Source organism: Devosia sp. Z11_6, assembly GCF_058133665.1.
This window is the reverse complement of sequence record NZ_JBYUNQ010000001.1, coordinates 716,953-739,876: the sequence shown is the minus strand read 5'-3', so window position 1 is coordinate 739,876 and position 22,924 is coordinate 716,953. Positions and strand designations below refer to the sequence as shown.

Genomic DNA, 22,924 nt, shown 5'->3' with positions numbered 1-22,924 from the left:
GTCGAGAGCTTTACTGAGCGACAGGCTGGATCAGGTGGGCGAGCGTTTCCTGGTCAACACGCGGCTCGAAGGTCAGCGTATCGGCCTTGGCAGCCCATACAGTCTGGATGATCACGGTCGGGATCAGCACACGGTCGTTCATCGAGAGCTCGGTGGCCTGCTTGTAGAGCCCACGGCGCTTTTCATCATCCAGCGTGCGCGAGCCTTCCTCGAGCAGAGCATCGATCTCTGGATTGGAGTAGCCCGACTTGTTGAACGCGCCGAGACCATTTTCCGGATCAGCGGTGTGCACCAGCGAACCATAGGTATAGGACGCTTCGCCCGTCAACGTACCCCAGCCCGAGAGCCAGAGGCTGAATTCGCCAGCCTGCTGGGCCGGGAAGAACACTGTGCCGTTAAGTGCATTGGCGTTGATCTTGAGACCAGCACGCGCCCACATCTGCGACAGGGCCTCGCACACAGCAGCATCGCCGGGAAGACGATTGTTGGTGCAGGCGAAATCGAGCTCGAACCCGTTGGGGTAGCCAGCTTCCGCCAGCAGCGCCTTGGCGCGCTCGAGATCATACTCACGCACTGGCAGTTCGGTCGAGCCGCCAAAGAAGGTAGCCGGCATCAGCTGATTGGCAGGCTTGCCCAACCCTTCGAGCACAACTTCCGACAGGATGTCGCGGTTGATGGCGAGATCCATGGCTTCGCGAACGCGCAGGTCCTTGAGCGGGTTCTCGGCGATCTCAGCGCCGTTCACCTTGGCCTTGACCGGCAGCTCATCCTTCACGTTAGGCGTGATGTTGAGGATATAGACGCTGTCGGCGATGAAGGTGTCCAGACGCGAGTCATTCTGCATGGCGGCATAGTCGGTCGCCGGCACATAGTTGATCAGGTCGACTTCACCCGACTGGAGAGCCGCAACGCGCGAGGCGTCATTGGGGATTTCCTTGCGGACGACATTTTCCCAATGGGCTGGCTCGCCCCAATATTCCTCATTGCGCACGAGGACGAGGTCGCCCTTGGGCTGCCAGGAGACGAACTTATAGGGACCGGTGCCGATCGCAGCCTGGCCGGAGTTGAACTCCTCGTTGCCTACTTCGCCGATCTCGGACGACACCACGAAGAGACGGATAAAGTCGTTGGGCAGCGTTGCCGCGGTACCCTTGGTGTGCACATGCACGGTGTAGTCGTCGATGACCTCAACCGAATCCACCGACTTGGTGTAGATGGTCATGCTCATCGGGCCAGTGACCTGCGGAATGCGGTCGATCGAGAACTTGACGTCCTCGGCGGTCAGGTCGGAGCCGTCATGAAACTTGACGCCTTCCCGGATCTTGAATTCCCAGGTGTCGTCATCGACTGGCGTCCACGAAGTGGCGATCGCCGGCTGCAGCTGCAGATCCTTGTCGACGCCGATCAGCGTATCGAAGATGTGGCGCAGCGACTCTGCCTGGCTACCCAGGGTCGACCAATGCGGATCGATGGAGTCAGGACCGGCGCGCACGCCGATCGTCAGGTCGTCAGCCATGACCTGGGCGGACAGAGTTGTGGAGCCGATCAGGGCTAAGGTGAGGGCGAGGACGGCATTCTTCCGGAAAAGCATTTGAACCCCTTGATTACGTGGCGCCACTGTTCAATCCTGTACTGACTGACTAGAACGCTTGCGCCCAAACGGAACCAGATCGGCCCTTGATGTCAAGCTCTCCTCGCACTAATCTGCCGGAAAAACGATCAAATCGTTCTGACCGCCTAGGACATGCGCAGGCTGAGCTAATCCTGGCCACATTTGCTGCGAAACTCGACCGCTCCCTGCCCGTCCCACTCGGCGTGCAGCTCCAGGGCCTTATCCAATATGGCATTGCGCTCGGCGACCTGCCGGCCGGAATGCGGCTACCCTCTGTACGCGAGCTGGCGGAAAGCGCCGGCGTAGCCCCCATGACCATTGTGGGCGTCTACAACGAACTCAAGCAACAGAAACTGATCGAGTCGCGTGGCAGTTCGGGCACATTCGTAGCCAAGACCGAGAGCTTGCCCGACCCCACGGTGTTCCAGCGGCTTAACCCCGCCATCGACGCCCTGCTGCAACTGGGGCAAAGCCTGGGCGTGGACGCTGGCAGGATCACCGCCATGATTGCCGGTCGTGCCGGGCATCTGCGGTTCCAGCAGGCAAACGGGCTCAATCTCGTGCTGGTGGGCTTGTTTGCCGATGCGACCCAGGCCTATGCCGACCACATTCGCCCGAACTTGCCCGCAACTGACACTCTTGTTGCAGTAACCGTCGACGCTTTGCGCAATGGAGCGCCCCTGCCCCCTGCCGACCTGATCCTAACCTTCGCCAACCGGCGGGCTGAAGTCGAGCAGATCGTTGGCACCAATATCCCGGTGCTCGGCCTTCAGTTTATTGCCTCGGAGGCCACCCGAACGCGCCTCGCCGGCCTCGATCCAAGCATGCGGGTCGGCATCGTCTCCATCTTCCCCCAGTTCATGGCGATGATGAAGTCCGGCGTCATGCGCTTTTGCCCTCATGTGACCAGCACGGCGATCACCATGGCCGACGATCCCGAGCTCGAACGCTTTATAGAGCAGGTCGACGTCGTGGTTTATGCCACCGGCCTGGACTGGATGGCCGCCAAGGTCGCTCCCCATCAACAGGCATTCGAATACCGGCACGCGCCGGAGCGGACTTTCGTGCAGCAACACGTCCTGCCGCTGCTTGATAACCTGAGAAACAATACCACTGCCAAGGAGACAGCATGAAAATCGCCGACATGAATTGGTTTCAGGTCGAAGCCTACCTGAAATCGGATGACCGGGCGATCGTGCCTCTCGGCTCTACCGAACAGCACGCCTATCTGAGCAATGCGGTGGACTCGATTCTTGCCGAGAAGATCTCGGTGGAAGCTACTGAACCTTATGGCATTCCGGTGTTTCCGGCCCTGGCTTTTGGCATCACCCCCTATTTCGCCACCTATCCCGGCAGCATCACCCTGCGCATGGATACCTATGGGCGCATCATCACCGATATTCTCGATAGCCTCGCGAGCACTGGTTTCAAGCGCGTGCTGTTCGTGAACGGGCATGGCGGCAACACGCCGGGCCAGACCGCGGCGCTCGAATGGCTCAACAGCAACCCCGATTGCCGAATCCGCTGGCACAACTGGTGGAACGCCCCCAAGACGCTTGCCAAGGTGCACGCCATCGATCCCGTGGCTTCGCACGCTTCCTGGATGGAGAACTTCCCCTGGACGCGCCTGCCCAATATCGGCATGCCCGACGAGCAAAAGCCGATGGCTGACCTCGACAAGCTCAAGACCATGGACGCCGGCAAGGTCAAGGAATACCTGGGCGACGGCAATTTCGGCGGCCGCTACCAGCGCTCGGACGAAGACATGCAGGCGATCTGGGACGTTGCCATTGCAGAAACCCGCGCGCTGATCGAGGATGGCTGGGCATGACCGACACCATCTTGATCTGGGGCGGCGGCGCCATTGGCGGCACGCTCGGCGCCTTCATGGCCCGCGCCGGCGAGGATGTGCTGCTGGTGGACATCGTCCCCGAGCACGTCGCTGCCATCAACGAAAATGGCCTGCTCATCGAAGGGCCGGTGGAAACCTTCACCCAGCCCATGAAGGCGGCCCTGCCCGCTGAGGTCACCGGCAAGTTCAAGACCGTGATCCTGGCGGTCAAGGCCCAGCACACCGAAGCGGCCATCGAGGCCTTGCGGCCGTTCCTGGCTGATGACGGCTATGTCGTATCCGCCCAGAATGGCCTCAACGAGCTCACCATTGGCAAGCTGATCGGCCCCGAGCGCACCATTGGCTGCTTTGTCAATTTCGGCGCCGATTGGCTCGAAGCGGGCAAGATTCTCCTGGGCAATCGCGGCAAAGTGGCGATCGGTGAACTCGACGGCTCGGTCACCGACCGGCTGCGCGAAGTGCACCGCCTCTTCTCGCTCTACGAGCCCGATGCCGAGCTCACCACCAATATCTGGGGCTATCTCTGGGGCAAGATGGGCTATGGCGGCATGCTGTTCGCCACCGCCCTCACCCCCGCCTCCATGTCGGACAACTTCGCCAGCCCCAAGCACGCCCCGGTCTTTGAAGGCCTTGGCCGTGAAGTGATGGCCGTCGCCCGCGCCCGTGGCGTGACGCCCTTGGGCTTCAACGGCTTTGATCCTGCCGCCTTCATGCCGGGCTCCTCAACCGAGGACGCCAAGCGCTCCATTGCCGCCATGGAAGAACACAACCGCCACACCGCCAAGACCCATTCGGGCGTATGGCGCGACATCGCCGTGCGCAAGCGCAAGACCGAGGTGGACGCGCAATTCGCCATTATCATCGATCTGGCCAAGGAAGCGGGCGTTGATGCCCCGATCACCAAGCGCTTGGTTGAGCTGGTGCACGAAGTGGAAAATGGCCGCCCCCAATCCTGGGACGTTCTGGACGAGTTGTTGGCAGCATGCAGCTAGATTTCACCGGTAAACGCGCGGTCGTCACGGGCGCCGCCCAAGGCATTGGCCGCTCCATCGTTGCGGCGCTGGTTGAAGCCGGCGCCCGCGTCGTGGCTCTTGACCTGGACCCAGAAGGGCTCGTCGAAGCCAAGGCCGCAGGTGCTGAACACACCATGACCCTTGATCTGTCCGACCGCAGTCAGGTGCAGGCAAGGTTCAGCGAAATCAATGCCCTGCTCGGGGGCATTGACGTGCTGGCTCTGGCTGCAGGGGGCGTGCGGGGCCAGGTGGCCCACCCGCTCGAGGACGTATCCGAGCAGGCCTGGCATCAGCTCTTTGCCGCCAATGTCGATGCTGCCTTCTGGTGCGCCCAGGCTGCCGCCCCCGGCATGAAAGCACAAAAAGGGGGACGTATCGTCACCATTGCCTCGGGGGCCGGGCTGCGCCCAAGCCTGACTGGGATCCAGGCCTATAGCTCAGCCAAGCACGCCCTGGTCGGGCTGACCAAGCAACTCGCCCTGGAGCTCGGGCCGCATGGCGTCACGGTCAACAGTGTCGCCCCTGGCTTTGTTCTCTCCAACCCCGCAACCCAGCGGCAGTGGGAAAGCTATGGTGAGGCGGGGCAAAAGGCGCTTGTTGACTCCATTCATCTCCGCCGGCTGGGCGAGCCCGCCGATATTGCCAAGGCCGTGCTATTCCTAGCGTCCGAACATGCCAGCTGGATCACCGGGCAGATCCTGAGCGTCGACGGCGGCCGCGCCTGACGAAGGAAGCCGCCCCAGGGCGGCTCCACCTCCATCGGATCAACGCTGATCCGGCAGACTCGGCTACTGGGAGGCTTCGGCTCCGCCTTCCAGCGACTCTGGTGCCGTGACGTCACGCTGCGGACCTGCGGCATTGAACGAGCTGACCACTACGGCCCCGATGCCGAGAACCAGAAAAATTGCGAGAGCGATAAGAACGTTTCTCATAGGGCCTCCTGTCCGTGAGCTAACGGTCAGATCTCGCCTGCGGTTCAATTTTCCCCGTGTTAATCCCGCAGCGGATCGCCCGAGGCACTCCGTGGCACGCCTACTCACCTATGCCACCTGAGAAAGCCCGTCCTTTGGCAAGCGTGGCGTTGTCATTGAAATTCGCCCGTGGCGGCAATGACTTGCACCGTCACACAGGTGTTGCACATCCGTAATAAAACCGTCGCCACGGCTTCATAGGTTGGCCGGGTCACAGCGCGGGCCCGGACTTGCCGGATCGGCTAACACGATAAAGACGAACTCCGAAAAGGGAACCACATGAAAACTGCACTTCTTGCCAGTGCTGCAGCCGTTGCGCTTGTTGCCGGCTCCACTGCTGCGTTCGCCCAGACCCGCGATACCATCCAGATCGCCGGCTCCTCCACCGTTCTGCCTTTCGCGTCGATCGTCGCTGAAGAATTCGGCGCAGCTTTCCCTGAATTCAACACGCCAGTTGTTGGCTCCGGCGGCACGGGCGGTGGGTTGTCCCAGTTCTGCGCTGGCGTTGGCGACAACACCATCGATATTGCCAATGCATCCCGCCAGATCCGCGACGGCGAGCGCGAAGCCTGCACCGCCGCCGGCGTGACTGACATCCGGGAAATCCAGTTCGGCTTTGACGGCATCGTCTTTGCTTCTGCCGCCTCGGGCCCCGACTTTGCCCTCACCCCTGTTCATGTCTACAAGGCAATCGCAGACAAGGTAGTTGTGGACGGCGAACTCGTGGACAATCCCTACACCAACTGGTCCGAAATCGATCCCTCGCTGCCCGACCAGCCGATCATGTTGGCGGTTCCCGCTTCGAACCACGGCACGCGTGAAGTATTCCAGGAACGCGTTGTGGACGCCGGTTGCGAGGAAGCCGGGCTGCCTGAAGGGCTGAGCGAGGACGAAGCAGAAGCCGCTTGCACCACTTACCGTCAGGACGTGGTCACCGAGATCTCGGGCGACTATACCGAAACTCTGGCGCGTCTCAATTCCGACCCCAACACCGTCGGCGTTTTCGGCCTCTCCTTTTACGAGCAGAACACCGATACCCTGAAGGTCGCCACCGTTGACGGTGTAACGCCCTCCAAGGAAACCGTTGCAGCGGGTGAATACCCTGTCAGCCGTCCGCTGTTCTTTTACGTCAAGGGCCAGCATATCGGCGTCATCCCGGGCCTGGAAGATTATGTCGCCTTCTTCCTGTCCGAGGCCGTTTCCGGCGAAGGCGGCGTGCTTGAAGCTGCCGGCCTGATTCCCCAGCCCGCCGAAAAAACCGAAGAAGTTATGGCCGCTTTCGAAGCTGGCCCGACCCAGTAATCGATCCGGCGGGCCACCCTCGAAGGTGGCCCGCTCCCTTATGTGCGGGAGCATCGCATGAATTCCCTTGCTGTTGCCGGCCTCTTGCTGGTGTTGCTCGGCTTGTCCTACCAGACGGGTTGGTCGCGCAGCCGCGCTCTTGCAACAACCAGTGGCCAGAAGGTCCATTCGCGCCCGCAATACCACGGTGCCTATACCGCCATCTGGACCATGATCCCCGCCCTGCTGGTTCTGCTGCTCTGGGCCTGGTTCGGTGGCGAGATCACCCACAACTACATCGTCGCGCAAATTCCCCTCGAAACCCTCCGGTCGCTCGACCAGACCGGCCTGAACGCCACCATCGGCCGCATCCAGGCTATCGCCTCGGGCTTTGGCGTTGCTGGCGAAGTCGCCCCCTATGAGCAAGCCGCCGGGGAGCACCTGCGCTGGTTCCAAATGCTCACCAATGCCGGCGTGCTGCTGGTCGCCGCACTGTGTGGTGGTGCAGCGCTTCTTTACGCCCGCAAGCGCATCACTGCCCGTCTTCGCGCTCGCAACGCAGTGGAGCGGGTCATCAACATCGTTTTGCTGCTTTGCTCGGCGGTCGCAATCCTCACCACCCTTGGGATTGTTGCGTCCCTGCTGACCGAAGCCATCCGCTTCTTCACCTTCATCCATCCCCTCGATTTCTTCTTCGGTACGGTTTGGGCCCCCAATAATGCCCCCGCTGCGGGCAATTACGGCCGCTACGGGCTGCTCCCGCTCCTCGCCGGCACGCTGATGATCACCGCCATCGCGATGCTGGTGGCCGTACCGTTAGGCCTGATGGCCGCCATCTATCTCAGCCAATATGCGCCGCGCCGGCTGCGGGCCGTCGCCAAGCCCTTGATCGAGGTGCTGGCCGGCATTCCGACCATCGTCTTCGGGTTTTTCGCACTCGTGACCGTCGGGCCATTCCTGCGCGATTTCGGCCGTCTAGTCGGGCTCAACATCAATGCCACCAGCGCCCTCACCGCCGGCATTGTCATGGGCATCATGATCATCCCCTTTGTCTCCTCGCTCAGCGACGACATTCTCAACCAGGTGCCACGCACTCTGCGCGATGGTTCATACGGGCTTGGGGCCACCCAGAGCGAAACCATCCGAAAAGTGCTGCTGCCCGCCGCGCTGCCGGGCATCGTTGGCGCCTTTTTGCTGGCCGTCAGCCGCGCGATTGGCGAAACCATGATCGTGGTGCTTGCCGCGGGCAATGCACCCGTGCTGCGCGGCAACCCCTTCGAGCCCGTTGCGACCATCACCGTGTCCATCGTCAACCAGCTCACCGGCGATACCGATTTCTCCGGCCCTCAGTCCCTCGTCGGCTTTGCCCTGGGGCTCACCCTCTTCGTGATTACCCTCTGCCTCAACATCTTCGCGCTTTATATCGTCCGCCGCTTCCGGGAGCAGTACGAGTAACATGGCCACCACCCTCACCACTGCCCCCCGCGAAATCTCCCAGCAGCGCACGCGCCTGGTCCGGTCGGGCTTGCGCCGCCGGCACCGGAACGAAGCGATCTTTCGAGGACTGGGCATCGGCGCCATTGTTCTCGCCCTGGGCTTTGTCGCCCTCCTGTTCGTGGATGTGACCCGCAAGGGGATCCCGGCTTTCGTACAGTCCAACCTGCATCTGGAGGTGTTCTTCGATCCCGCCATCATCGATGTCGGCCCTGCGCCCGTGGCCAGCGAATTCCCCTCGCCCGCGGAATATCAGGCTGCGGACCTTCGGTGGCGGCGTGAACTGGCTTTGTTGAACTGGAACCGCATCCTAGAGGCCGCGCTGCTCGCCAAGCTGCCGTCGGGCACCGAGATCACCTCGCGCGAACTCCTCTCGATTCCGGAAACCAATGCCCGCCATCAACTCCGGGAGATGTTCGTTGCCGATCCAGCGCTGCTTGGCCGCACTGTGCCGGTGGACGTTCTCGCCTCGGCCAACGCCGACAATTGGATCAAGGGCAACATCAACCGCTCGCTCGGCGATGCGCAGCAGCAGCTGTCACCGGCCGCCCGCAGCGTGATCGATGCGTTCGAGGCGAACGGCACCGTCACCAATGGCTTTGCCTGGTCACTGTTCACCAATGCCGATAGCCGCGCCGCGCCGGCCTCCGCGGGCCTGCTGGGCGCCTTTGTGGGCTCCCTTTACATGATGCTGATCGTGATCGTCCTGGCCGTTCCCGTCGGTGTTGCCGCGGCGATCTATCTCGAGGAATTTGCCCCCAAGTCGCGCTTGACCGACTTCATTGAGGTCAACATCAACAACCTCGCCGCCGTGCCCTCCATCGTCTTCGGTCTGCTCGGCGCCGCGGTCTTCATCAACTACATGCACCTGCCCATCTCGGCTCCCTTGGTTGGTGGTCTGGTGCTGACGCTGATGACGCTTCCCACCATCATCATCGCGACCCGTGGCGCGCTGCTGGGCGTTTCCCCCGCCCTGCGCCAAGCCGCCTTGGGCATGGGGGCCAGCAAGACGCAGATGGTGTTCCATCATGTACTGCCGGTGACGCTTCCCTCCATCCTCACGGCCACCATTCTGGGCGTCGCCCACGCCCTTGGTGAAACAGCGCCGCTCCTGCTGATCGGCATGAAGGCCTTTGTGGCCCAGGTGCCCGCTACCCCGCTCGATCAGGCCACCGCCCTGCCCGTCCAGATCTATCTCTGGCAAGGCAACGAGAACCGCAATTTCTTTGAACCGCGCACGGCAGCGGCCATCATGGTGCTGCTTGGCGTCATGATCGTGCTGAACGGCACGGCCATCTATCTGCGCTCGCGCCTCGAAAAGCGCGTCTGATCGACCTCACGCAACAAGGACATCGAAAATGGACATGCTTGCCGGTAAGGTGAAGTTGACCCAACAATCAGTGACTAGCGCCATGAACCCGTCTGCCGCCTTGGATCGTCCTATCCGGATCGAAGCCCGGGACGTAACCGTCCACTACGGCGCCAAGCAGGCTTTGTTCGGCATCTCCATCGACATCCCCGATCGCGCGGTGACCTCGTTTATCGGCCCCTCGGGATGCGGCAAGTCGACCTTCCTGCGCTGCATCAATCGCATGAACGACACCATCGAAGGCGCTCGAGTCGGCGGCACCATCAAGCTCGACGGCGAAGACATCTACGATCCCGCGCTCGACGTGGTGGAACTGCGCGCCCGGATCGGCATGGTGTTCCAAAAGCCCAACCCGTTCCCCAAATCCATCTACGAGAACGTCGCCTACGGACCGCGCATTCACGGCCTGGCGCGCAACAAGTCCGATCTCGACGAGATCGTTGTCTCCTCGCTCCGCAAGGCCGGTCTGTTCGAGGAGGTCAAGGATCGCCTCAACGAGCCCGGCACCGGCCTGTCGGGCGGTCAGCAGCAGCGTTTGTGCATTGCCCGCGCCATCGCCGTCGGCCCCGAAGTCATCCTCATGGACGAGCCCTGCTCAGCCCTTGATCCGATCGCCACCGCCATCATCGAAGAACTGATCGATGAGTTGCGCGAGAACTACACCATCGTGATCGTCACCCACTCCATGCAACAGGCAGCGCGTGTGTCCCAGAAAACCGCGTTCTTCCACCTGGGCAAGCTGATCGAGGAAGGGGTGACCGAAGACATCTTCACCAACCCGGTCCACAAGCAGACGCAAGACTATATCATGGGCCGCATCGGCTGATTTGCCCGGCACCAACGGAGGAAACGCCATGCCCGCCACTAAAGACCACATTGTAACGTCCTACAGCGACGAACTGGTCGCGCTTGCCCAGGCCATCGCGGAAATGGGCGGCATGGTGGAACTCGCCATCGAGAACGGCACCAAGTCGCTGCTCAAGCTTGACCGCGAACTGGCCGACCTCACCATCATCGCCGACCAGCGCATCGACGACATGCAGCGCCGCATCGACGACATGGCGGTGTCAATGATCGCCCGGCGCCAGCCCATGGCTTCGGACCTGCGTGCCATCATCACCGCGATCCACGTCGCCCAGGACCTGGAGCGCGTCGGCGACATGGCCAAGCAACTGGCCCGCCGCTCGCTCAAACTCGAAGGCATGAACCTACAGCCCACCTTCTATAACGGCGTCAAGAACATGACGGCGCTGGTGCTGGGCCAGATCAAGAACGCACTCGATGCCTATTCGAACCGCGACGCTGCCGCTGCCATCGAGGTTTGCAATCGCGACGACGAGGTCGATGCCATGCACACATCGCTCTTCCGCGAACTCCTGACCTATATGATGGAAGACCCGCGCAACATTACCACCTGCACCCATCTCCTGTTCTGCGCCAAAAGCCTGGAGCGGATCGGCGATCACGCCACCAACATTGCCGAACGGGCCTACTACCTGCAAACCGGCCGGCAGCTTACGGGCGACGTTCAGGAACTGCACCGCACGCAAATCAAAGCATAGCACGCACCAAGGTTTATTTTGGCGCCACCCTGCCCTGTGGGAGGGAGTGCGCAGTTGAACAATCGGGTCGCTGAGCCCGACTGGAGGGTAACCCATGCCAGCCACAATTCTTGTTGTCGAAGACGAAGAAGACCTCTCGATCCTCCTGCGCTACAATCTCGAAGCCGAAGGCTTTGCGGTGCTCACGGCCGAAACCGGCAATGATGCGCTCGAGCATATCAAGGACAAGGTTCCCGATCTGATCCTGCTCGATTGGATGCTGCCTGAAATTTCCGGCATCGAGTTGTGCCGGCGCCTCCGTGCCCGCCAGGAAACCGCATTGATCCCCATCATCATGCTGACCGCCCGTGGCGAGGAAGAAGAGCGCATCCGGGGTTTGGCGACCGGTGCCGATGACTACATGGTCAAGCCCTTCTCGGTGCCTGAACTGGTTGCCCGGGTGCGGGCGCTGCTGCGCCGCGCCAGCCCAAATCTCGTCACCGCCTCGCTCAAGCTGGGTGATCTGGAACTCGATCGCACCACGCACCGGGTGCGGCGCGGCAGCCGCGACGTCCATCTTGGCCCTACTGAATACCGCCTGCTGGAATATTTGATGCGCCATCCCGGCCGGGTTTATTCGCGCGAGCAGTTGCTCGACGGCGTTTGGGGCAACGAGGTTTATGTCGATGAACGCACCGTTGATGTGCACATCGGCCGCCTGCGCCGCGCGATCAACCGGGGCCGCGATGCCGATCCGATCCGCACCGTGCGGGGCGCTGGTTATGCCTTTGACGAGCGTTTCGCCCAGCCCGCCTGAGCGATCCTGCTCTCGCCTGTTGATGATTTTGTAACGATCTGCTCAAGCGGTTTGTTAAAAGCCGGCTGCTAACGCTGTTTTCTTGAGGGAACGGCGGGGCAGTGCATGACCACCACGGATCAACGCCTGATCGACGAGCTTGCCAACCAGCCGGCTCCGGGGTCCACGACCTCCGGCGGCCGAATCACCCTGCAGCGCGGCCTCGCCGCTGCCGAGCCGGCGTGGCGCGCTCTTGAGCGCGAGGCGATCTTCACGCCCTACCAGCGCTTCGACTGGATTGCCGAGATTGCCCGCTCCCAGCAGCTCGAAGATGCGGACTTCGTCACCCTACAGATCGAATTCGATGGCAGCCCCGCCGCCCTGCTTCCCTTGCATCTTCACCGCAAGGCCGGCTGCACCTTTGCGGCCATTCCCGGCTCCTCCTTTGGCAACAGCGACTGGATGCCTGTTCGGCGCGATGCTGCGGCGCTTCTTACCCGACTCCTGCTGAACCGGGCCTTTGCCCAGTTGCGAGACGAGGCCGGCGTCGATGTGCTGAGCTTCGAGCACCTGCCTCCCCAATGGCGAGGCATCGACAATCCCCTGCTGAGCTTTCCCCATCAGCCTTCGCCGGACCATTTCTATTATGCGGACATTGCGCCCACCATGCTCGAAACGCTCCCCAAAAAGCGGCGGGTCGATATCCTGCGCGGGCGTCGCCGGCTCGAAGAAACGCTAGGTCCCGTCACCTTGCGCCGCGCCACAACGCTCGAGCACATCGACCAAGTCCATGCGGCCTTCCTTGAGCATCGCTCCGTGCGATTCCGGCAAATGGGCGTGCCAAATGTCTTTGCCGAGCCTCACTTCCGCGCCTTGTTCCGGGATGGGGCCATTGCCGGCGCCAGCGAGGACAAGCCGGCCGTAGCGCTCCATGCGCTTTATGTCGGCGAAGAAATCGTGGCGACGGCGGTAGGCACCTATTCCCCCTGCCATTATTCGCAATACATCAACTCCAACACGGACGGGCCGGCCTCCAAATACAGCCTTGTGGGCCTCCTGATGTTCCTGCTGGTGGAAGATCTTATCGCCGCGGGGATCAGCAGCATCGATATGGGCGTGGGCGATTTCGCCTACAAAACCTCCTGGACCCAGAAGACGCCGATCAACGACGCGGCGATTGCGCTAAGCGCTAAGGGCACTGCCGCCGCCGCCCTCCTTAATGGCAAGCGCGCGCTTAAGCGGCACATCAAGCAGAACGACAAGCTTTGGAGCTTTGCCAAGCAGCTGCGCCAGTGGCGCCAGTCAAAACCCGACTGATCGATCCTATCCTGCAGCCGGACGACGGGCCACAAGGCTCGTGACGATCAGATAGGTCAACACCAGCGCTCCCGCCGTGATCATCACCGCCAGCAGCACCAGCCCGGTCTTGGGCGAAACCGGTGCACTCAACACCACCGGATGCGACACCAGGCGCATATCAGGGAATGCAGCGCCCCCGTCTACCTGGGCCCGCGCCGCTTCCGCCTGCTGCAGGTAACGCTCGAGGACGCTACGTTGCGCCGCCGCATCGCGCTGCAGCGCCGCGAGGGCCACGCTGTCGCGCTCTTCCCCGCCGACGGATTGTTGCAAGATCTGCTGGTCGGCCGCCAGTGCCGCAGCCAGAGCCGCTTCAGTCTCGGCCTGCCGATCCATCTGGTCACCAATGTGCCGCGCCGCGGTAGCGAGTTGCGCATCGACGTCCGCAATCTGCGCCCGCAATCCCAGAACATTCGGATGGTTGAACGATAAACTGCTGGCTTGCTGCGCCAGCTGTCCCTGCAGACTGGCCCGGAGCTGAATGAGACTTCTGCCCCTTGCGTCCGCCGCCAGTTCCGTGCTGCCCACCAGCGAACCTCCTAGCGCCAGGCGCTGCCGCAGCACCGCCGCACGCGCCCTGAAGCTCGAACTGCGCTCCTCAGCCGCAAGCCGTCGCCCCGCCATGTCGCTCAATTGGCTGCCAACCATGCTGCCCTCCGGCAGGTCCCCAATCGTCCCCCGCGCAATGCGGAACTTGGCCACGGCGTCCTCGGCTTGAAACACTCGCTGCCGCAACTCCGGTATCGTGCTCTCAAGCCACGTTAGTGCCTGCCGGGCATCGTCGAGCCCCTGCTGCGCCCGTCGGGCGATCGCCGTTTCGGCGATGCTCAGCGCCAATCGGCGTGCCAATTCGGGTGCACGGGCCCGGGTCTTCAGCCAGATTATCGCGGTTCCCAGTTCGCTCGTTACCAGCGTACGCTCATCGAGCGCCAGCACCGCGGCGTCAAACGCCGCCTGCCCCGTTTCGCCGCCGTTGAACTCGGCTTGCTGCGCCAGCCCGAGCTGCGCCACCACATCCATCAAAGTGTCGCGTGAGCGCAGCAATTGCACATTGCTGGAAATGGTCGCTCGGTCCGGAACTGATACGGACGCTGGCTGACCCGCCCCGAAGTAGTTGGGTCGTGGCTCCACCAGGATCGTGGCCGAAGATTCATAAAGCCGGGGAACGCGTGACACGGCAACATATGCCAGCACGGGCACCACAAGGAGCACCAGCAGCGCGGCCCACCGGCGCGCCCAGATAATTCCGAGCAGCTGATAAAGGTCGATCTGGGAGTCAAACGCGCGCAAGCAACTGGCCTCTAACGGCAGGAACCGGGGCAGCCTAGTGCCTTTCCATGTTCACGCCGTTAACCGCGGGTGGAAATGCTTGGGAAAGCATAGAAACAGCAACTCGATGGGCGCTCAGCCCCAATCATCTTCCCTCACAATTGTTGCTAATTGCAGCGAGATTTTCTTCATTCTTTGCTGGCTAGGTTTTTGCCCAGTAATTGGGGGCAGAAGTGAACAGCAAGCGTCTTGTTATCTCAGGGGTACTGGGCGGGCTCGTCCTCGCCTTCCTCGCCGTCATGGCAGTTTCGATTTTGCGCGAAGTGCCCGGCACCAACAGCTACGCGCTGCTCGCCCAATCCTGGCTCGAAGGGCGGCTCGATGCCACCGGGCCGTGCTTTGACGGCGACTGCGCGCTTTATGAGGGCCGCACCTATGTGGTGTTTCCGCCCGCGCCCGGGCTGGTCATCCTGCCCTTCGTAGCCCTGTTCGGCAGCAGCTTTCACTTCTTCTTGCCGCTGACGATCCTTGCTTTTGGCCTCACCGGCTGGCTTTGGTGGCGCATCGCCAACGCGTCGATACAGCTCAACCGCGATCTGGCCGTCCTGCTCGTTTTTCTGGTGCTGTTCGCGACGCCGCTCGCCTTTGTCACCATTCGGGGCGACCGGGTCTGGTTCTTCGCCCAGAGCTGGGGGACCTTGTTCAGTACGGCAGCGATCTACTTCGCGCTGGTGCGCCGCAACGGTTTGCTCGCGGGGCTCTTCATCGCGCTCGCCTTCCTGTCGCGGCAGATGACGATCCTTTACCTGCCCTTCCTCTACATCCTCCTGCTCGAAGATGGCGTGCCCCTGTTCCGCATCGATCAGGCCGCATGGCGGCGAGCCTTTACCCTTGCTGCCTTCCCCATTCTCGGGGTGCTGATCTACCTCGCCTACAATTATGTCCGCTTCGATTCCTTCACCGAAACGGGCTACAACTATATCTTCCCACCCCAGTTCGACACGGGGGAGACAGCGGGCAACTTCCTTGTCTCGCGGGTACGCGAAATCGGGATCTTTGCCCCCGCTTACTTCATCTTCAACCTCATCTACATGTTCGTTGCCGGTCCGCATGTGGATTTCACCGGGCCCTATCTCACGCAGATGGGCGGCTTTGACACCAATGGCGCCTCGCTATTCCTCGTGACGCCAGTGCTGTTGTGGGTGTTTCTGGGTAACTGGAACCGCAGCTTCTGGTGGGGTCTGGGCACCTGCGCCGCCATTCTTGGGTTGACGCTGCTCTACCATTCCAACGGCTTCTCGCAATATGCCGCCCAGCGCTTCACCCTAGATTGGCTGCCCATCCTGCTGCTGCTGCTAGCGCGGGCCCTTAAGCCCGAACACGCGCCACCGCTGTCCATTCTGCTAGCCTATTCCATGCTCGTCACGCTGGCGATGATCGTGCTGGGGGGCGTGCTCGCAATGGGCTGACGCTTCCCGCCCGCCTGAGGGTCATAGCCCTCGGGCGGCCTGCTTGCGCAAAGCGGGCAGCCGCAGGTCTGGATCGGCCCGGACAGTCACGCCCCAGATCAACCCTACGACCAGGAAATAATGCCGCCAGTGATCGGTATCGATCACGCCCGATTGCAGCGCGAGCGGGATAAACACCGCCAGTGCCGGGATCAGCAGCTTGCGCCGGCTCCGGTCGGCCAGGCCGCGGAACCCGCGCCACAACGTCGCCAGCACCAGCAGATAGTAACAAGCACCACCACCCCAGCCATAGGCCTGGATCACAGTGACATAGGTGTTGTGCGGCTGCTCGATGATGCGCAGATTGTGGAACTCGGTCGGTCCAAGTCCCAGCGGATGCGATAGCGCCAGATCGAACGCATAGCCCTGCCGCCCAAACCGCCCGGTATCGCCGGTATCATAATCCTGCGTGACGCTGGCCCGCTCCTCGAACAGGCTCCCCACCGCCGGGATACTCAGCAGTCCGGCTAACGCGATCATGATCACGAACAAACCCGCCAGCGCCAGGAGCAACATCCGCACCTTGTCGCGGGCATAAGCCTCAAGAAAAAAGCACAAGCCGAACACCAGCAGCGACGACAGGGCAAAATGCCCCCATGCCGCCCGCGAAAAGCTCATGAAAACGCCGATCATCACCAGCATGAACAAGATGGCGGGGATCAAGAGCTTGCCGCCGCGCAGGAAAAACACGTCGCGCAGCACATACATAGCCGGCAGGATCAGGAAGGGCCCATACACATTGGGGTCCTTGAACAGCCCCTTGGCGCGACCATACAGCACAAAGGCATCAGCGCCCGGCATGAGGCCGAGATAAGCCAAGACGCCGAGCACTGACGACAGCACGGCGATGGCCATATAAGCACGAACGATCAGCCGAACCCGCCGTTCCGGAGCTTCACCCACGAAGTTCGCGACGAAATAGCTGGTGATGAACAGGAAGATCGTCACCGCGACAAAGGTGAAAGCCTCGGTCAGCGGCGTGTAGCGCACCTGGAACGCTGCGATAAGCCCGAACGGGATAAAGGCCGTCGTCAACAGCAGCAACGGGATGGTCGAACTAAAAAGGCTCATCCCCGCAGCCAGTGCCATGGCAAGCACCAGCACGAAGCTGAACTCGTAAGGCGATGGCTCGAACAGAACGACGCCACCCGAGAACACCCATATCGCCACCGCTGCGTGCAAGAGCCAGAGCGCGCGGTCGCGCAGGAAGCTGCGCCCTAGCCGAGTGCCGATACCTGTGTGAGGCGCAAAGGCGCCCGCCAATTCAGCCATGAGCCGGCCCTGCAGCGCTGCGGCGCCGCCTGACGCCTATCGCGGCAACACTACGGAGTTGCGCGTGAAGGAAGTGCTAAGCACACGGAGGGATTTTAGCCCCGCCCCGCCACGCCTTAACCCCGCTCTCGCCGCAACTCGCTAGCCTTGAACAAAGGAGTACCGGCAATGATCCAGCGACGCAGCATCTTGGCCTTGGGTGTGATGGCGAGCGCCGCAGCACTAGCTTCCCCCCTGCGCGCCCAACCGGCCCTTGACGCATCAGCCTTTGGCCTCGATGGCACGTCGAGCGCCAACCAGTCCGGTGCCCTGCAAGCCGCCATCGACGCCGCCACCGGCCTGGGGCAGCCGCTCGCCCTCCCCTCCGGCACCTACGCGGTCGCCGATATCCGCATCACGGCTCCCCTCCGCCTCCAAGGCTCCGGCCAGACCATCCTGGCGCTCGCCGCCGGCGGCGACAGCCTCCTTTCCATCGAGAACACCGCCGACGTCATCCTCGATGGCCTCAGCTTCGCCGGCAACGGCAGTGGCACCGGCCGCAGCGATACCGGCCTCGTCCAACTGGTGGACGCCACTGACACCACGCTGCGCGATTGCCGCTTCACCGATGCCCCGGCCCAGGGCCTCCTCCTTGCGCGCAGTGCCGCTTCCATCACCGGCTGCAGCTTTTCGCGCAGCGCCGACGCCGCCATCTATTCCATCGACAGCTTGGGCATGCTCATCTCTGGCAACCGCATCACCGGTTGCGGCAATGGCGGCATTCTGATCTGGCGCAGCGAACCGGGCTGGGATCGCTCCATCATCACCAACAATGCGGTCAGCAGCATCGACTGGCGTGACGGCGGCAATGGCCAGAACGGCAATGGCATCAACATTTTCCGCGCTGACGGCGTGATCGTTTCCGACAACCAGATCAGCGACTGCGCCTTTTCGGCCATTCGCCTCAACACGGCCAACGACACCCAGATCACCGGCAACACCTGCACCAATGGCGGCGAGATCGCGATCTATTCCGAATTCGCCTTTGCCGGCTCGATCATCGCCAACAATCTGGTGGATGGCGCCGCCGGCGGCATTTCCATGACCAATTGGGACAATGGCGGGCGCCTCGCCATGTGCTCGGGCAATATCGTGCGCAACATCACCGCCACCTCCCGCACCAATCCCGACGTCAATCCCTATGGCATCGCCGCCGAAGCAGACGCCGTCATCTCGGGTAATATTATCGATGCCGTGCCCGGCATCGGCATCGGCGTGGGCTGGGGACCGTTCCTGCGCGATGTGCTTGTGACCGACAATCTGATCCGCGGCACCGAGCGCGGCATTGTGGTTAGCGTCGCCGAAGGCGCCGGAGCCGCCCGCATCACCGGCAATTTGATCTCGGAAACGCTCCACCCGCTGGTCGCCGCGCGCTGGAACGAGATCGCCTCCGAGCGTCTGCAGGACGATGCCGGCCAGTTCCCGACCCTCACCGTCTCCGGCAATACGCTGCGCTAAGCCGCCTCAATAAGGCGTGCCGTCCTTGTGGGTAAAACGCCAGCCCTCGGGCGTGTGGTTGGCAACAAGATCGTCATCGGGATAGCTGCCAACATCGCCTGGGCTGCGATCGCCGATCTCGAGATAGATTGCGGGCTCCCAGGAGCGGTTTTCCAGATGGTGGCTGATGCCGCCGGCCGCAAAGCCAGCGCACATCCCCGCCTCAAGCCGCATCTCGGTCTCGCCCGCCACCAGCCACAACTCGCCTTCGAGCACGTAAACGAACTCGTCCTGGCGGCTGTGCCGGTGCTGGAGGGAGCTGACCGCCCCCGGATTGAGCGTCGTGCGGTTGACGCCGAAATTGCGCAGGGCGAACAGATCGCCCAGCGGTTGCTTGACCCGCCCTTCCATCCGCACCGCAAATACCGGCGGATAGTTGGACGGCTTGATGCGAACCGGGGCCTCGGCGGCAATGATGGCCAATGGGGTCGCCGCTCGCGGGTCTGCCTTGTCCATCATTGCCCTCCTGGGTAAGCCTAGCCGGCCGCTGTATAGGCGGTCTTGACCACGGTGAAGAACTCAGCCGCATACTTGCCCTGCTCGCGCGGGCCATAGCTCGAGCCCTTGCGGCCACCGAAGGGCACGTGGAAGTCAACGCCGGCGGTGGGCACATTGACCATCACCATGCCCGCTTCCGCATTGCGCTTGAAGTGGGTGGCATATTTCAGCGAGGTCGTGACGATACCCGCCGACAGGCCAAACGGCGTGTCGTTGGAAACGGCGAGCGCTTCCTCATAATCCTTGACCCGGATCACCGAAGCGACCGGCCCGAAGATTTCCTCGCGCGAAATGCGCATCTGGTTGGTGGTTTCGGTGAAGAGCGTCGGCTGGAGGAAGTAGCCCTCGGTGTCCTTCTGGACGCGCTCGCCGCCGGCCACCAGCTTGGCGCCTTCCTGCTTGCCGATCGCGATATAATCGGTGTCCTGCTTGAGCTGGTTGGGATCAACCACCGGCCCGATCTCGGTGTTCTTATCCAGCGCATGGCCGACGCGCAGATTGCGGGCGCGCTCCGCCAGACCCTCGACGAACGCATCATGGATGCCTTCGGTCACGATCACGCGCGAAGAGGCCGTGCAGCGCTGGCCGGTCGAGAAGAACGCCGACTGCGCCACGCTTTCGATCGCGACCTTGAGGTCGGCATCGTCCAGCACCACGACCGGGTTCTTGCCACCCATCTCGAGCTGGAACTTGCGGTTATGCTCGATGGAAGCCGCAGCCACGCGCTTGCCGGTGCCCACCGAGCCGGTGAAGCTGATGGCAGTCACATCGGGGCTGTCGAGCAGGGTCTGGCCCACGACCGAACCCTTGCCCATGACGAGGTTGAGCACGCCCTTGGGCAGCCCCGCGCGCCGCAGGATATCGACGATGGCCCAGGTTGAGCCCGGCACGAGGTCGGCCGGCTTGATCACCACGGTATTGCCATAGCAAAGCGCCGGCGCAATCTTCCAGCTCGGGATGGCGATGGGGAAGTTCCAGGGCGTGATGATGCCGGTCACCCCGATGGGCTCGCGGGTGATCTCGACGCCGACGCCGGGGCGGACGCTCTGCACCACTTCGCCCGTCAGGCGCAGCACTTCGCCGGCAAAAAAGTCAAAGATCTGCCCGGCGCGGGTCACTTCACCGATTGCTTCGGGCAGTGTCTTGCCTTCTTCTCGGCTCAGCAGTTCGCCCAGCTCCGCCTTGCGCGCGAGGATCTCGTCGGCGGCCTTGCGCAAAATGGCATGGCGCTCGAGAATGCCCGAACGCGACCAGGCTGGAAATGCCGCCTTGGCCGCCGCAATGGCCTGCTTGGTGTCTTCGGCCGAGGCGCGTGCATAAACACCCACAACTTCGGCCGTGTTGGATGGATTGATGTTCTCGGCGCCATCCGAGCCCACCCATTCGCCGTCGATCAGGTTCTGGTAGAGGTCAGTCATGGTTTCGTGCCTTTCCGAAAAGCCTTAAAGCAGGTTCGCCTTGGCGAGGTCGCGCAGCAGGTGGCTGGCGCCATAGGTCCAGGGCGGACATTGGGTGGATAGTTGCACCCGGTTGGTGAGCTTCCCCAGCGAAGGGGTCGAGATCGACACCACATCGCCCAGCTTGTGGGTAAAACCCTTGCCGGCGCCGCCGCGATCCTTGACCGGGGCGAACATGGTGCCGAGATAGAGCACCAGGCCGTCGGGATATTGATGGTGATCCCCGATCGTGGCTGCAACCAGCGATGCCGGCGTACGCGAGATCTGGCTCATGGACGAATGGCCGTCGAGCTCGAAGCCATCCTCGCCTTCCACCCGCAGCGTGATCTCGGCATTGCTGACCGTTTCAAGCGTGAAGTCGCCGCTGAAGAGGCGGATGAATGGCCCTAGCGAAGCCGAAGCATTGTTGTCCTTGGCCTTGCCCAGCAGCAGTGCCGAACGGCCTTCCACGTCGCGCAGATTGACGTCATTGCCCAGCGTGGCGCCGATGATCGCGCCCTTGCTGGTCACCACCAGAGCCACTTCCGGCTCGGGGTTGTTCCAGCTCGAAGCGGGGTGCAGGCCCACATTGGCGCCATAGCCCACCGAGCTCATCGGCTGGCCCTTGGTGAAGATCTCGGCGTCCGGCCCGATGCCGACTTCCAGATACTGGCTCCACACGCCCCGCTCGATCAGCGCTGCCTTGACGCGCGCTGCCGTTTCCGAGCCCGGCACCAGTTCGGACAAGTCCGTGCCGATCAGGTCGAGGATCTCTGTGCGCAGGGAATCGGCGCGGCTTTTGTCGCCGCGTGCCTGCTCCTCGATCACGCGCTCGAGCAGGGACACCACGAAAGTGACGCCCGAAGCCTTGATCGCCTGCAGATCGATGGGCGAAAGCAGGCTGGCCTGGCTGGCATCGTGGCTGGGGGCATGGCTGTTGCGTAGCACCGCTTCGACAGGACCGATCGGCGTACCCTGCGCTGAACTGACATATCCTGACGCATCTTGGCTTTCAGCAATGTCGCGCACTGTGGCAAAACCCGGCGCCGTGATGTCCAGCAGCACGTCGTCGCGCACTGTCACCACGCGTGGATGATTGTGTCCCGGCACTCGTGCCCGCCCCAGCAACACGCCCTCGGGATAATCCTGCCCGCTCATATAATGCTCCCTCCGCTTATGGGGTTTGACTACTCTCGGGCGCCCGCTCGCGCAAGACCTCGCAGGCCCCGAAGCGTTCGGCTGCGCTAAACGATTACCCACAGCCTTGTTCAACTCCGGTTCAGCTGTGCCGCAATACTGACGCATTGACTGGGGAAGTCTCCCCGCCCCTGATGGAGTGTTCAGATGCGTCACCTTGCTGCTCTTTTGCCCCTCGCCCTCGTGGCCGGATTTGCCTTGCCGGCCTATGCCGGGACCATCTCCATCGAAGGTCGAGGCGAAGTCACCGCCGCCCCCGATACCGCCTTCATCACCTCGGGCGTGACCACCCAAGGCGCCACCGCCCGCGAAGCGCTCGACCTCAACACCAAGGCTATGGCCGAGCTGATCACCGAGCTCAAGGCTTCGGGCATCGAGGCCCGCGACATCCAGACCTCGGGTTTCTCAGTCAGCCCAAATTATGTTTATTCCGACGAGCGCGACACCAACGGCTATACCCTGCCGCCTCGCATCGCCGGCTACCAGGTGGCCAATGTCGTGACTGTCAAGGTTCGCGCGCTCGACCAGCTCGGCGCCATTCTCGACAAGTCGGTGACCATCGGCGCCAACACCATCAATGGCGTGTCCTTCAGCGTCGAGGATCCACGCGAATTGTTGGACGAGGCCCGTAAGGCAGCCTTTGCCGATGCCCGCACCAAGGCCGAGCTTTATGCTACTGCCGCCGGCGGTTCGCTCGAGGAGATCGTGTCGATCAACGAAAGCCAGAACTTCAGCGGCCCGCAGCCATTCGAGGCGCGCAGCATGGCCGCCGCTGCGCCCCAGAAGGATGTTCCTGTCGAGGCTGGCGAGCTCAGCTTCGCCATCAATGTCTCGGTGCAATGGGAACTCGACACCGACAAATAAGAATCCCACTCTCCTCTCGCGAGGGGTATGGGCGATGGGGGCGGACCACCGTAGTCAAA

Annotated in this window: 21 protein-coding genes; 14 read left to right on the top strand and 7 right to left on the bottom strand. The window is 62.5% G+C overall.

What is annotated here, in order from left to right:
- Window positions 1–10 precede the first annotated feature (10 nt).
- Entirely contained in the window at window positions 11–1,591 is a 1,581-nt protein-coding gene (locus tag AC3YMN_RS03510) for an ABC transporter substrate-binding protein (RefSeq protein ID WP_489888945.1), read from the bottom strand.
- 224 nt (window positions 1,592–1,815) lie between these two features.
- Between AC3YMN_RS03510 and AC3YMN_RS03505 the strand changes: the two genes are divergently transcribed.
- The 4 genes from AC3YMN_RS03505 to AC3YMN_RS03490 are packed head-to-tail and all read left to right on the top strand — an operon-like array spanning window position 1,816 to window position 5,202.
- Window positions 1,816–2,745 (top strand): GntR family transcriptional regulator, encoded by a 930-nt coding sequence (locus AC3YMN_RS03505; RefSeq protein ID WP_489888944.1) that lies wholly within the window; start codon window positions 1,816–1,818, stop codon window positions 2,743–2,745.
- Window positions 2,742–3,443 (top strand): creatininase family protein, encoded by a 702-nt coding sequence (locus AC3YMN_RS03500; protein ID WP_489888943.1) that lies wholly within the window; start codon window positions 2,742–2,744, stop codon window positions 3,441–3,443. The genes AC3YMN_RS03505 and AC3YMN_RS03500 overlap by 4 nt, the downstream gene beginning before the upstream one ends.
- Entirely contained in the window at window positions 3,440–4,456 is a 1,017-nt protein-coding gene (locus tag AC3YMN_RS03495; RefSeq protein ID WP_489888942.1) for a ketopantoate reductase family protein, read from the top strand. The genes AC3YMN_RS03500 and AC3YMN_RS03495 overlap by 4 nt, the downstream gene beginning before the upstream one ends.
- Window positions 4,447–5,202, top strand: coding sequence for an SDR family NAD(P)-dependent oxidoreductase (locus AC3YMN_RS03490; protein WP_489888941.1), 756 nt, complete (start codon window positions 4,447–4,449; stop codon window positions 5,200–5,202). Before AC3YMN_RS03495 ends, AC3YMN_RS03490 begins: the two co-directional genes overlap by 10 nt.
- 63 nt (window positions 5,203–5,265) lie before the next feature.
- Here the strand turns inward: AC3YMN_RS03490 and AC3YMN_RS03485 are convergent, their stop codons facing one another.
- Window positions 5,266–5,409, bottom strand: coding sequence for a hypothetical protein (locus AC3YMN_RS03485; RefSeq protein ID WP_164854846.1), 144 nt, complete (start codon window positions 5,407–5,409; stop codon window positions 5,266–5,268).
- A gap of 318 nt (window positions 5,410–5,727) precedes the next feature.
- Between AC3YMN_RS03485 and AC3YMN_RS03480 the strand changes: the two genes are divergently transcribed.
- The 7 genes from AC3YMN_RS03480 (at window position 5,728) to AC3YMN_RS03450 (ending at window position 13,246) form a co-directional block, all read left to right on the top strand.
- Window positions 5,728–6,750: a PstS family phosphate ABC transporter substrate-binding protein gene (locus tag AC3YMN_RS03480; protein WP_127753635.1), complete on the top strand. Its 1,023-nt coding sequence runs from the start codon at window positions 5,728–5,730 to the stop codon at window positions 6,748–6,750.
- Window positions 6,751–6,807: 57 nt separating this feature from the next.
- Entirely contained in the window at window positions 6,808–8,184 is a 1,377-nt protein-coding gene (pstC, locus tag AC3YMN_RS03475) for a phosphate ABC transporter permease subunit PstC (RefSeq protein ID WP_489888940.1), read from the top strand.
- 1 nt (window position 8,185) lies between these two features.
- Window positions 8,186–9,553, top strand: a complete 1,368-nt coding sequence (pstA, locus tag AC3YMN_RS03470; protein ID WP_489888939.1) for a phosphate ABC transporter permease PstA — start codon at window positions 8,186–8,188, stop codon at window positions 9,551–9,553.
- Between the two features lie 82 nt (window positions 9,554–9,635).
- Entirely contained in the window at window positions 9,636–10,418 is a 783-nt protein-coding gene (pstB, locus tag AC3YMN_RS03465; protein WP_127755266.1) for a phosphate ABC transporter ATP-binding protein PstB, read from the top strand.
- A gap of 28 nt (window positions 10,419–10,446) precedes the next feature.
- Window positions 10,447–11,154 carry a phosphate signaling complex protein PhoU gene (gene phoU, locus AC3YMN_RS03460; RefSeq protein ID WP_127753638.1) on the top strand — a complete coding sequence of 236 codons (708 nt, stop codon included), beginning with the start codon at window positions 10,447–10,449 and terminating at the stop codon, window positions 11,152–11,154.
- A gap of 94 nt (window positions 11,155–11,248) precedes the next feature.
- Window positions 11,249–11,950, top strand: a complete 702-nt coding sequence (phoB, locus tag AC3YMN_RS03455; RefSeq protein ID WP_127753639.1) for a phosphate regulon transcriptional regulator PhoB — start codon at window positions 11,249–11,251, stop codon at window positions 11,948–11,950.
- Between the two features lie 105 nt (window positions 11,951–12,055).
- The gene (locus AC3YMN_RS03450) at window positions 12,056–13,246 is read left to right on the top strand and encodes a GNAT family N-acetyltransferase (RefSeq protein WP_489888938.1); all 1,191 of its coding nucleotides are present in this window, start codon (window positions 12,056–12,058) and stop codon (window positions 13,244–13,246) included.
- 6 nt (window positions 13,247–13,252) lie between these two features.
- Here AC3YMN_RS03450 and AC3YMN_RS03445 read toward each other — a convergent pair whose 3' ends face one another.
- Window positions 13,253–14,575: a GumC family protein gene (locus AC3YMN_RS03445; protein ID WP_489888937.1), complete on the bottom strand. Its 1,323-nt coding sequence runs from the start codon at window positions 14,573–14,575 to the stop codon at window positions 13,253–13,255.
- 212 nt (window positions 14,576–14,787) lie between these two features.
- Between AC3YMN_RS03445 and AC3YMN_RS03440 the strand changes: the two genes are divergently transcribed.
- Window positions 14,788–16,023, top strand: a complete 1,236-nt coding sequence (locus AC3YMN_RS03440; protein ID WP_489888936.1) for a glycosyltransferase family 39 protein — start codon at window positions 14,788–14,790, stop codon at window positions 16,021–16,023.
- 21 nt (window positions 16,024–16,044) lie between these two features.
- On the opposite strand, the gene AC3YMN_RS03435 is transcribed toward AC3YMN_RS03440, so the two are convergent.
- Window positions 16,045–17,334: an O-antigen ligase family protein gene (locus AC3YMN_RS03435; RefSeq protein ID WP_489888935.1), complete on the bottom strand. Its 1,290-nt coding sequence runs from the start codon at window positions 17,332–17,334 to the stop codon at window positions 16,045–16,047.
- 168 nt (window positions 17,335–17,502) lie between these two features.
- Here AC3YMN_RS03435 and AC3YMN_RS03430 point away from each other — a divergent pair, with 168 nt between their 5' ends.
- Window positions 17,503–18,831, top strand: coding sequence for a TIGR03808 family TAT-translocated repetitive protein (locus tag AC3YMN_RS03430; protein WP_489888934.1), 1,329 nt, complete (start codon window positions 17,503–17,505; stop codon window positions 18,829–18,831).
- Window positions 18,832–18,837: 6 nt separating this feature from the next.
- Here the strand turns inward: AC3YMN_RS03430 and AC3YMN_RS03425 are convergent, their stop codons facing one another.
- Genes AC3YMN_RS03425 through AC3YMN_RS03415 form a run of 3 tightly spaced genes read right to left on the bottom strand, consistent with a single transcriptional unit; the run spans window position 18,838 to window position 21,962 of the window.
- Window positions 18,838–19,326 carry a cupin domain-containing protein gene (locus AC3YMN_RS03425; protein ID WP_489888933.1) on the bottom strand — a complete coding sequence of 163 codons (489 nt, stop codon included), beginning with the start codon at window positions 19,324–19,326 and terminating at the stop codon, window positions 18,838–18,840.
- A gap of 20 nt (window positions 19,327–19,346) precedes the next feature.
- Window positions 19,347–20,786 carry an aldehyde dehydrogenase family protein gene (locus tag AC3YMN_RS03420; protein WP_489888932.1) on the bottom strand — a complete coding sequence of 480 codons (1,440 nt, stop codon included), beginning with the start codon at window positions 20,784–20,786 and terminating at the stop codon, window positions 19,347–19,349.
- Between the two features lie 24 nt (window positions 20,787–20,810).
- Window positions 20,811–21,962: a fumarylacetoacetate hydrolase family protein gene (locus tag AC3YMN_RS03415; protein WP_489888931.1), complete on the bottom strand. Its 1,152-nt coding sequence runs from the start codon at window positions 21,960–21,962 to the stop codon at window positions 20,811–20,813.
- A gap of 186 nt (window positions 21,963–22,148) precedes the next feature.
- On the opposite strand from AC3YMN_RS03415, the gene AC3YMN_RS03410 reads away from it, so the two are divergent.
- On the top strand, window positions 22,149–22,865 hold the full coding sequence (locus AC3YMN_RS03410; protein WP_489888930.1) for an SIMPL domain-containing protein: 717 nt from the start codon (window positions 22,149–22,151) through the stop codon (window positions 22,863–22,865).
- Window positions 22,866–22,924: the final 59 nt, after the last annotated feature.